Annotated in this window: 12 protein-coding genes; 11 read left to right on the top strand and 1 reads right to left on the bottom strand. The window is 61.0% G+C overall.

Annotated elements, in window-relative coordinates; translation table 11 throughout:
- From EN879_RS11455 to EN879_RS11440, 4 genes are all read left to right on the top strand, one after another.
- Positions 1-186: ROK family protein (locus tag EN879_RS11455; protein ID WP_127274062.1), on the top strand; the 186-nt coding region annotated here is incomplete at its 5' end.
- An 82-nt stretch (positions 187-268) separates the two neighbouring features.
- A complete protein-coding gene (locus EN879_RS11450) occupies positions 269-1,564 on the top strand; it encodes a sugar ABC transporter substrate-binding protein (RefSeq protein ID WP_244514326.1) in 1,296 nt (431 codons plus the stop codon).
- Positions 1,565-1,619: 55 nt separating this feature from the next.
- Positions 1,620-2,486, top strand: a complete 867-nt coding sequence (locus tag EN879_RS11445; RefSeq protein WP_013530442.1) for a sugar ABC transporter permease — start codon at positions 1,620-1,622, stop codon at positions 2,484-2,486.
- A 2-nt stretch (positions 2,487-2,488) separates the two neighbouring features.
- A complete protein-coding gene (locus EN879_RS11440; RefSeq protein WP_027160930.1) occupies positions 2,489-3,310 on the top strand; it encodes a carbohydrate ABC transporter permease in 822 nt (273 codons plus the stop codon).
- Here the strand turns inward: EN879_RS11440 and EN879_RS11435 are convergent.
- Positions 3,307-3,618 (bottom strand): hypothetical protein, encoded by a 312-nt coding sequence (locus EN879_RS11435; RefSeq protein ID WP_127224133.1) that lies wholly within the window; start codon positions 3,616-3,618, stop codon positions 3,307-3,309. The genes EN879_RS11440 and EN879_RS11435 overlap by 4 nt on opposite strands.
- Positions 3,619-3,813: 195 nt before the next feature.
- On the opposite strand from EN879_RS11435, the gene EN879_RS11430 reads away from it, so the two are divergent.
- The 7 genes from EN879_RS11430 to EN879_RS11400 form a co-directional block, all read left to right on the top strand.
- Positions 3,814-4,803, top strand: coding sequence for an ABC transporter substrate-binding protein (locus tag EN879_RS11430; RefSeq protein ID WP_063168707.1), 990 nt, complete (start codon positions 3,814-3,816; stop codon positions 4,801-4,803).
- A gap of 148 nt (positions 4,804-4,951) precedes the next feature.
- The gene (locus EN879_RS11425; protein WP_024503974.1) at positions 4,952-5,818 is read left to right on the top strand and encodes an ABC transporter permease; all 867 of its coding nucleotides are present in this window, start codon (positions 4,952-4,954) and stop codon (positions 5,816-5,818) included.
- A 13-nt stretch (positions 5,819-5,831) separates the two neighbouring features.
- Positions 5,832-6,635 carry an ABC transporter ATP-binding protein gene (locus EN879_RS11420; RefSeq protein ID WP_013530446.1) on the top strand — a complete coding sequence of 268 codons (804 nt, stop codon included), beginning with the start codon at positions 5,832-5,834 and terminating at the stop codon, positions 6,633-6,635.
- A gap of 95 nt (positions 6,636-6,730) precedes the next feature.
- Positions 6,731-8,335, top strand: coding sequence for a GMC family oxidoreductase N-terminal domain-containing protein (locus tag EN879_RS11415; RefSeq protein WP_063168706.1), 1,605 nt, complete (start codon positions 6,731-6,733; stop codon positions 8,333-8,335).
- Between the two features lie 153 nt (positions 8,336-8,488).
- Positions 8,489-9,763: an NAD(P)/FAD-dependent oxidoreductase gene (locus tag EN879_RS11410; protein WP_063168705.1), complete on the top strand. Its 1,275-nt coding sequence runs from the start codon at positions 8,489-8,491 to the stop codon at positions 9,761-9,763.
- Positions 9,764-9,819: 56 nt separating this feature from the next.
- Positions 9,820-10,236: a RidA family protein gene (locus EN879_RS11405; RefSeq protein ID WP_063168704.1), complete on the top strand. Its 417-nt coding sequence runs from the start codon at positions 9,820-9,822 to the stop codon at positions 10,234-10,236.
- Between the two features lie 5 nt (positions 10,237-10,241).
- On the top strand, positions 10,242-10,592 hold a 351-nt coding region (locus EN879_RS11400; protein ID WP_164774377.1), incomplete at its 3' end, for a DUF1028 domain-containing protein.

The following is a 10,592-nucleotide window of genomic DNA, read 5'->3' as shown; positions in this document are numbered from 1 at the left end:
ATGATGTTCGATCCGAAATCGATCGTCATCGGCGGCAGCATCGGTCTTGCCGATGGCTATCTCGACCGGGTGCGCGCGCATCTGGGCGAGGTTCCACCGCGCCTTTCCTCCAATCTCGTTGCGGCGAAGCTCGCGGGCCACGCCGGCGTCATCGGTGTTGCCGATCTTGCCGAATGGGCAAAGTAGCGGCGCCGCCGGTCATGCCATGCAAAAATCATCAAAAAAGAAGGGAACGATCATGAAATTGAGCAGGACGTCTTTTGCGCTTATGGCCACCCTCCTCGCGGGGACAGCTTTGCCGACCTTTGCCAACGCAACCGTGACCGTGCTCGGCTGGCCTGGCGGGTCCGAGGAAACCGCACTGCGGGCAACCGTGGAAACCTATAACAAGCAGGCAAGCGATGCCGACAAGGTGGAGCTGCTGTTCTTCAACCGCGAAGGCTTTTACGACAAGCTGCAGGCCGACATGGCGGCCGGATCCAACGCCTTCGACGTGAATCTCGTCGCCACCTACTCGCTCGGTCGCTACGCGCCCTATATGGAGCCGGTCGATCTTGGCGCGGATGCGGCCAAGGTTTTCGGCGAATCCGTTCTCAAGACGATGCAGTTCGACGGCAAGCAATACGGCGTGCCGACCGACCTTTCGCTGCACTTCATGTACTACCGCAAGGATCTCGTCGACGCCTTGAGCAGGGATGACGCCGCCAAGAAGACCTATGGTGAAATCGCCCAGAAATATCTCGGCAAGCCGCTGCAGCCGAAGGACCCGGACAGCTGGACCTGGGACGACTGGGCGGCCACCGCCCTCTATTTCACCAAGCAGGTGAACCCCGACAGCCCGGTGCGCTACGGCACGGTCCTGCAGATGAAGAACCTGCTGTTCAACATGATGGTCTTCCAGTCCCTGCCGCGCTCCTACGGCGGCGACTGGATGGACAAGAACGGCAATGTCACGGTGGATTCCGATGCCTACAAGACCGGCCTCGAGCTCTACAAGAAACTCTATGATGCCGGGTCATCGCCCAAGGATTCGCTGAGCTACGAATATGCGGAAACCAACGCGGCCTTCGCATCCGGTCAGGCCGCGACGGCACTGCAGTGGAATGCCGCGGCGGCGGATCTGACCAGCACCGAAAAATCTCCGGCGGTCGCCGAGGTGACCGGGATCGTCGCGCCGCCGGCAGGTCCCGACGGACGCGCCGATCATATCCACGGCCTTGGTTTGGGCCTCAACAAGAACGCCAAGAACAAGGAAGGCGCCGTCAAGTTCCTGAAGTGGCTCGCCACCGAGGATGCGGCCTTGCTCTATGCGCGCAGCGGCGGTTCGCCGGCATTGTCTCCCGATGTCGTCGCCAAGGTTGCGAAGGAACGTCCCGATCTCGTCAAGCTCGGCGAATTCGCCAGCAAGTACGGCTATGTCATGACCGGTGCGACGTCCGCGAGTGCGCTCCCGGTCTATGAGCTGCAGGCAAAGGAGTTTACCGGCTACTGGTCCGGCCAGCAGAGCCTCGAGGATGCGCTCGCCCACACCAAGGCGGGCATGCAGGACCTTCTCAAGAAATGAACCATTTGCCGGACGCCGGGTCGAGCTCGGCGTCCGGCGCGTTTGGCGGATCGACATGGCCCTTGTGACACGTGCCGAAGGCAGGATGTATCTGACGCCGCTGGTCGGCTTCCTGCTGCTGTTCCTCGGCTTTCCGGCGATCGTCAATCTGATTTATTCCATTTCGGCCGTCACATTCGAGACGCTGCGCAGTCCGGTGTTGAGCGGTTTCAGCAACTATGTCGCGGTGTTGAACGACCGCGAATTCTGGAGCTCGGCCTGGTTCTCTCTGCGCTTCGGTATTCTTACCGCATCAGCGGAATGTCTGATCGGTCTTTTCCTTGCCATCTTCCTGGCACCGCTTCTGAGCAAGCGACCAGTCCTGATGGCGCCGTTGATGCTGCCGCTGATGGTCGCGCCGGCCATGGTCGGTCTCATGTACCGGCTGGTGCTGCATGAATTTGCGGGCCCCGTCCCCTACTATCTCTTCGAATGGTTCGGTGACAGCCCGGCCTTCCTCGACATCAACAATGCCTTCCGCACCCTTGTCGTCGTGGAGACGCTGCAATGGACGCCTTTCGCCTTCCTGCTCTTCTACATGGCCTATTCGGCCATACCGCTCGACGTGCGCGAAGCCTCCTCGCTCGATGGCGCATCACCGTTTGAGATCGTCCGGTGGATCGACCTGCCATTGATGAAGCCGACGCTGGTCATCGCGTTTTTCATCCGTTTCATCGACGGTTTCCGGGTGTTCGACAATGTCTATGCATTGACCGGCAGTGGTGCAGGAGGTTCAACGACGTCCTTGTCGATCTACATCTACCAAGCCTTCTTCAAGGAAGGGGCTATTGGCAAGGCGGTCGCCGCCTCGGTTGTCCTGTTCATGGCGTCGTTCATCGTTCTCCACTGCCTTAACCGGCTTGCCGGCCGCAGGAAGCGTTGACGATGGCCGGGGCACTGCGCTGGATCGTTTTTGCCATCGCCGTGCTGGCGATGAATTTCCCCATTATCGTGACGCTGATCACATCGCTCAAAAGCCAGCGCGAGCTTTCGACGAACCCCGGTTTGTGGATCAGCCAGCCGACGCTCGACAACTATCTGGAGGTCCTGACGCAGACCAGCCGCTTCAACATCTATGCCTATCTGCTGAACAGCACCGTGGCGGCGCTGATCGGAACCGGCCTTGCGATCGTGCTCGCGTTCCCGGCTGCCTATGCGATCGCGCGCAGCGAGGCGGGAAAGCGCTTGGTCCTGCCGATCGTCATCAATCTTCGCGCCGTGCCGCTGATCATCTTCGCGATCCCGCTTTACATGATGTACCAGTGGCTGGGCCTGCTCGATACGCGGATCGGGCTCGGGCTCATCCTGACCATCGTCAACGCGCCGCTTGCACTCGTCATCCTGGTAAACGCGATTTCAGATGTACCAGTCGAACTCGACGAGGCGGCGAAAGTCGATGGCGCAAGTTCCTTGCAGGTGATGATGATGATCGTCCGGCCCGTCATCCGACCGGCGCTCGTCACAACCTTCATCTTCGGCTTCATCACCGCCTGGAACGAATTCCTCTTCGGCCTCATGCTGACAACCAGTCGTGCCGTGCCGATGACGGTCGGCGCATCCTTCTTCTTCGCCGCGAGCGGCGGTGGCGTAAAATGGGGAACCGCTTCCGCCGTCATGATGCTGGGCGCCTTGCCGCCGGCATTGCTGGGTCTTGTGATGTATCGGCAGATATCGGGATCCATGACCGCTGGGGCGGTCAAGGGCTAAAGCAAGAAGAAGTTCGTCTTTCCGACAAATTGGACAACCCAATCCGACAGCGCCAGCGCGCTTGTCAGGCCAGGTGGCTCGATTCCGAAAAGACGGATCAGCCGTCCGGACGGATCTGCCAGAATGGCGAAATCGCCGAACTGCAACCCGTTCGTTTTAGGCCGCAGCCCGCGATGGCTCGGCTCCAGTTCCCCGTCTCTCAGCCCCGGCCAATAAATGGCGCGTAAAATGGTGTGGCCCCGGGCCGGCCGAGGAAAGAAGAAATGGTGCAGCTTGCTGAGGGCGAAATCGCGATGGCGCAGACGCAACGCAGTCTGGTTAGGTCCAGCCTAAGCCGAACTACTGAAAATCATAATTTGTGCAGCGCACCCAACGTGCTTTGCTCCGCCATCGGCTGAAAGAAAACAAGAAAAGAACGTCAGGCGACAGGCTTCGGCGATGCCTCCGGAGCGGGTTTCGTTCGGGCCGGGATAACGCTCGACTTCAGAAAACAGGGGAACGTGATGACGACAATAATCTCGAAGTTTCGCCGGGCCGCGCTGGTGGCCGGCATTGCGCTCAGCGCCATATCGGTGAGCCTCCACGCCGAAGCTGGCAGCTTGAAACTGGGCATGACGACCTGGGTGGGGTACGGACCGCTCTTCCTTGCCCGTGACATGGGCTACTTCAAGGAAGGTGGGCTCGATGTCTCGCTTGAAATCATCGAGGAAGCATCGCTGTATATGGCGGCTGTTGCCGCCGGCGAGCTCGACGGCAGCGCATCGACCGTCGACGAGATCATGAAGTATCGTTCGAAGGATGTTTGCTTCAAGTCGGTCTATGCGCTGGATGACAGCCATGGCGGCGATGGCGTGCTCGCGCCCAGCGGGGTCAAGAGCATCGCCGACCTCAAAGGCATGGACGTAGCGCTGAACGAGGGTTCAGTGTCGCAGTTCTGGTTCAATATCCTGCTCAAGCAGGCCGGTCTCACCCAGGCCGATGTGAAGATCACCAACATGACGGCAGACGATGCCGCTGCCGCCTTCATGGCCGACCGCATTCCCGTTGCCGTCACCTGGGAACCGCATCTGACGCTGGCCAAGAAGGAAAACAAGGGACAGGTGCTGATCGACTCCTCCAGGACACCCGGCTTGATCGTCGATGTGGTGGCGCTCAACTGCGACTACATCACGAAGAACCCCGGAGATGTCGAGGCGCTGGTGAAGGGCCTCTACAAGGCCAACGAGTTCATCAAGGAGAATCCTGAGAAGGCGTATGAGGTGATGGCCAAAGGCGTCGGCGGCTGGCTGAAGGATCCGAAGGACTTCGCTTCCTCGGCCGCTGGCGTGAACTTCTACGGTAAGCAGCGCAATGCCGAATTCTTCGCCGGTGGCGAGACTGGCGAAGCCGGCAAGCTGATCAAGCTGGGCGGCGATATCTGGGGCGGCTTCGGCAAGCTCAAAATGGACGTCAAGTATGACGACCTCGTCGATACGTCCTTCCTTGGGAAGTAGCTTGGCCTTGGAAAGTAGCTTGGCCTTGGAAGTAGCTTGGCCTTGCAAAGTAGCTTGGCCTGCGAAGTAATTTGACCTTGCAAAGTGATTTGGCTGAACCGGAGGCGGACCTCGCGCCTCCGGTCCAAGCGGCCCAAAAGGGTATCCCGTGACACTAGCACCGAACACGAGCTCTCTGGTCAGCAATGGCGTGACCGCGAGAGTTGAAGAAGGTCAGGCCGGTCGATCCGTCCTGAAAGTCATCGCCACACCGTTTCGGGCTGTGCCGCGCTCTCTCTCCATTACGCTCGGCTTCATGGTCTGGATCGCCGTCATCGGCGGCTGGTTCGCGCTGACCTATTCCGGAGCGGTCAAGGAAATGTTCCTGCCTCGCCCCGAATCCGTGTTGTCCACCACCATCAGCATGGCGCTTGACGGGTCGTTGTGGGAGCATGTTTTCGCCAGCGTCCAGGTGGTGTTGATCGGCTTCGTCCTTTCGAGCATCGTTGCGGTGCCGCTTGGATTGACGATGGGCACCTATCGCATCGTCCAGGCCGTTCTCGAACCGTTGGTCAATTTCATACGCTATCTGCCGGTGACGTCCTTCGTGCCGCTTTTCATCCTGTGGATCGGCATCGGCATCGAGCAGCGCGTTGCCGTCATCGTCTTCGGCGTCTTCTTCCAGCAGCTCGTCATGATCGCCGACAGCGCTCGCAGCGTCCAGCGCGACCTTGTCAACGCAGCCTATACGCTCGGCACGAAACGAGGCGACACGGTCTTCCACATCGTCTTTCCGGCCACGCTTCCGAGCGTGCTGGATGTGCTGCGCGTCACCATGGGCTGGGCCTGGACCTATCTCGTCGTGGCCGAACTCGTCGCCGCCCGCAGCGGACTTGGCTACATCTCGCTCAAAGCCATGCGCGGCTTTCAGGTCGACGTGATCTTCATGGCCATCGCCATGATCGGCATCCTTGGTCTTTGCACCGACCAATTGTTCCGGGGCATCCGCCGCCTCGTCGCTCCCTGGGCCAATTGAGGAACACGCACACATGGACGCCCTGAATCTTACGACGAAACCAAAGAGTTCCGACATAGGCATCGACAATGTGGTCCTGCGCTACGGCAAGGGTGACAATGCGGTGCTGGCGCTGGATGGCATTTCCTTTCACGTCGTGCCCAACGAATTCTGTGTGATCGTCGGCCCATCCGGCTGCGGCAAGTCGAGCCTGCTTTATCTCGTCGCCGGTCTTGAGGAGCGGACCGGCGGCATGATCGTAGTCGGCGGCAAGCCTGTTACCGAGCCGGGCCCGGATCGCGGCATGGTGTTTCAGGCATATACGCTGTTTCCCTGGCTTACGGTGGCGCAGAACGTCGAATATGGCCCGAAGCGGAAGGGCATTGCGCCGGCCGAGCGCAGGGTCATTGTCGAGCATTTTCTCCACGAGGTCGGTCTGGCAAAGTTCGCCAACCATTACCCGTCTCAGCTGTCGGGCGGCATGAAGCAGCGCGTTGCGATTGCGCGCGCGCTCGCCAATGATCCGGACGTGCTGCTGATGGATGAGCCTTTTGGAGCGCTCGACAGCCAAACCCGTCACAGCATGCAGAAGCTTTTGCTGAGGATCTGGGATCATTCCAAGAAGACGGTCCTGTTCGTTACCCATGACATCGACGAAGCGATCCTGCTGGCGGACAGGGTGCTCGTCATGTCCGGCCGGCCCGGTCAGATCAAGAAGGAAATCCGCGTAGGCCTCCCGCGTCCACGCAGCATGGATCTGGTCATGGAGCCGAACTTCATCGCCATGAAGCGGGAGATCCTCGAGCTCCTGAAGAACGACGAAGACGACGAGCACTAATGCATGTCGCTCAAAAGTGACCTCGGTTTTGGGCAGACGACATGCATGAAACAGACATCGGCAGTCTTCGGTGTGGATGATGAAACGGGCAAGGCATGAGCATCGAGGCGGCGGAATTTGACTATATCGTCATTGGCGCGGGCTCGGCCGGCTGTGTCTTGGCAAACAGGCTGAGCGCAGACCCGGCAGTTCGTGTCTGCCTGATCGAGGCGGGCGGCAGCGACGACCGCACCAGGGTGCGCGTGCCGGCCGGCATTCTCTCGCTCTACGGCAATCCGAACTTCGACTACGGCTACAAGGGCGTGCCGCAGCCGCTGCTCAACAACCGCCGCATACCGGTCAACCGGGGCAAGGTTCTTGGCGGGTCGAGTTCGATCAACTCGATGGTCTATATTCGTGGCGCCGCGCAGGACTACGATGAATGGGCAGCGCTTGGCTGTGCCGGGTGGTCCTATGCCGATGTCCTGCCCGTCTTCAAGAAATTGGAGCGGAACTGCCTGTTGCAGAGCCCCGCCTATCACGGATTCGACGGCGAATTGCTGGTCGACAATCCGCGCGATCCCAACGTGGTATCCAGCCTGTGGGTTGAGGCGGGCAGAGGCGTAGGCCTGCCCGAGAACCGCGACTTCAATGCCGGTGGCCAACTCGGCCTCGGCATCTACAACGTCACCCAGAACAGAGGCGAGCGCTTCTCGGCCTACAGCGCCTTTGTCCGGCCGATTCTCGGCCGCTCGAATCTACGGATATTGTCAGGCGTCGAGGTTCTTGATCTGGCGATTGAACGCGAGCGCGTCACCGGCGTCAACGTGATCAGGGAAGGCGCAACCCAACGGTTGGGGTGCCGAGCGGAGGTCGTCCTCAGCGCGGGTGCGATCGGATCGCCGCGCATTCTGCTTGCTTCCGGCGTCGGCCCGGCCGGGGAGCTGAAAGCAGCGGGGATTGAACCGGTCGCGAACCTGCCAGGCGTCGGTAAGAACTTGCGCGACCATGTCGATGGCATGATCACGGTGCGATCGAACAGCCGCAAGACGCTCGGCCTTTCACTTGCCAATCTTCCGGCGATGCTGGCGGCGCCGTTCCAGTATTTCGCCCGGCGCAAAGGCATGCTGACGACCAACTATGTCGAAGCCGGCGGCTTTGCCAGGACGAAGTATGCCGGGAGCATACCCGACATTCAGTTCCACTTCGTGCCGGGCTATCGCAGCCATCGCGGTCGGCTCGTCGAATATGGCCACGGCTATGCCGTGCACACCTGTGTGTTGAGACCCGGGAGCGTCGGCGAAATCACGCTTCAACGCGACGGCACCCGCCGCAATATGCTCATAGACCATCGCTTCTTCAGTGACGAACAGGATGCCCTGACCCTCGTCGAGGGCATAAAGGTCGCGCGTTCGATCCTGGCTTCGCCGGTTTTCGGCGGCATCCGCGGACCGGAAATCCTGCCTGGGCCCAACGTGAACACCGATGACGAGATTCTCGCCTATCTGCGTGCCGAGGCTCTTACCGTCTATCATCCGGTTGGCACGGCCAGGATGGGCAACGACGCCATGGCGGTGGTTGATCCCGCCGGTCTCAAGGTGCGCGGTTTCGACAATCTGCGCGTCGCTGATGCCTCCGTCATGCCGACATTGATCGGTGGCAACACCAATGCGCCATCCATGATGATTGGCGAAAAGGCGGCTATGGCAATACTGGCGTAGCCGTCTGCGCGCGGCCAATTCAGCATTTAGGAACAAGCTAACCACTGCCACATGAAATCGTAATTTTCGCTGCCCGGTCCCTCCAGTAAACCAACGATCAGACCTCCGCCGCATGCGCAGAAACTCTCGGGGAGAGCCAGAAAGGGCCGCTGAATGCCAGTCGAAACAGTAGACACGCTTGTTGTTGGCGGCGGCCAGGCGGGGCTGGCGATGAGCGAGCATCTGAGCAAGTGCGGCGTGCCCCATCTCGTGCTGGAGCGGGACCGCATCGCCGAACGCTGGCGTAGCGAGAGATGGGACTCGCTGGTTGCCAATGGTCCCGCCTGGCATGACCGTTTTCCCGGCATGGAATTTCCCAATGCCGGTCCGGATGCCTTTATCGGCAAGGAGAAGGTCGCCGACTATTTTGTCGCTTACGCCGACATGATCGCTGCCCCCATCCGCTGCGGCGTGGAGGTCAGGAAAGTGGAAAGGCTTGTCGGCCGTCCCGGCTTCCGGATCGAAACCTCGGATGGCGTGATCGAAGCCAGGAGCGTGGTTGCCGCCACCGGCGCTTTCCAGCATCCGGTCATCCCGGCCGTCGTTCCCGGGGACGCCGGACCTATGCAGATACATTCCAGCGCCTATCGCAATCCCGGCCAACTGCCCGCAGGCGCGGTGCTGGTGGTCGGCTCCGGGTCTTCGGGGGTGCAGATCGCCGACGAACTCCAGCGTGCGGGACGGCGGGTTTATCTCTCGGTCGGGCCGCACGATCGGCCGCCGCGGGCCTATCGCGAACGTGACTTCTGCTGGTGGCTGGGGGTTTTGGGCAAGTGGGACGCGCAGGCGCCTGCGCCCGGCACCGAACATGTCACCATCGCGGTCAGCGGCGCGCGTGGCGGCCAGACGATCGACTTCCGGCGCCTTGCCGCGCAAGGGATGACGCTGGTTGGCCGGACCGAATCCTACAGGCACGGTGTGATGATTTTCGCACCCGATCTGGCCAAGAATATCGCGCGCGGCGATGCGAATTACATGTCGGTTCTGGACGAGGCAGATGCCTATGTCGCCCGCAACGGCCTCGACCTTCCCCCAGAGCCCGAGGCCCGCAAGATCGGCCCGGACCCGCGATGCATGACCGATCCCATTCTCGAGCTGAACCTGTCGGAAGCCGGGATAGGTTCGATCATCTGGGCGACGGGATTCACCGTCGACTACAACTGGCTGAAGGTCGATGTGTTCGACGAAAGGGGCAAGCCGAAGCACCAGCGCGGTGTGTCGACCGAGCCCGGCATCTATTTCCTCGGACTGCCTTGGCAATCGCGCAGGGGGTCGAGCTTCATCTGGGGCGTCTGGCACGACGCGCAGCATGTGGCCGACCATATTTCCACGCAGCGCAAATACCTAGCCTACCATGCGTCCGCGAAGCGCGAGACCAAGGTGGCATAGACACGGCACCTCAAACGGGATGCCCCGACCTCGAGCCTGATCCGACGGAGACCAAGATGGCGCATACAAGAATTCGAAAGTTCAACACCAAGGACACTTATCCCGAGCAGAAGCTCGACAATGATCTGTGCCAGGCGGTCGTTACGCGGGGCGGCAGGACCGTCTATCTGCGCGGCCAATGTCCGCAGGACCTCGACACGGCCAAGAACATCGACAGCCATGATCCGGTCGAGCAGACACACAAGGTCATGCAGAACATCCGCCAGCTGATCGAGGAGTGCGGCGGCACCATGGAGCACCTGGTCAAGGTGGTGGTCTACATCACCGATGTGCGCCATCGTGAGGCGGTCTACCGTACCATGGGCGCGTATATCAGAGGCGTGCATCCCGTCTCGACCGGCCTTGTCGTGCAGGCCCTGGCGCGGCCGGACTGGCTGGTCGAGATCGACGGCACCGCCGTCATTCCGGACTGATTGCGATGACCTTTTCCATTGTCGCGCGGTGCGGCCGCACCGGCATGTTCGGGGTCGCGGTGTCCTCCTCGTCGCCTGCTGTTGCGGCGCGCTGCGCCTATGCGCAGGCGGGCGCCGGGGCCATTGCCAGCCAGAACGTCACCGATCCTACGCTTGGACTGCGCGGTCTCGAATTGCTGGCGCGCGGCGCGTCCGCGGCGGAGGCGATTGCCATATTGAAGCGCACCGGTGCCTATCCCGAATACCGGCAGGTGCTGGCTGTCGACGCCGCTGGAGCGACCGCGATCCATTCGGGTCCCAAAGCTCTTGGCATCTGGGCGGAGGCGCGAGCTGACAATGTCGCCTGCGGCGGCCAC

It is taken from the genome of Mesorhizobium sp. M7A.F.Ca.AU.002.02.1.1 (assembly GCF_003998535.1).
Lineage (GTDB): Bacteria > Pseudomonadota > Alphaproteobacteria > Rhizobiales > Rhizobiaceae > Mesorhizobium > Mesorhizobium ciceri.
This window is presented reverse-complemented; position numbering and strand designations above follow the sequence as displayed.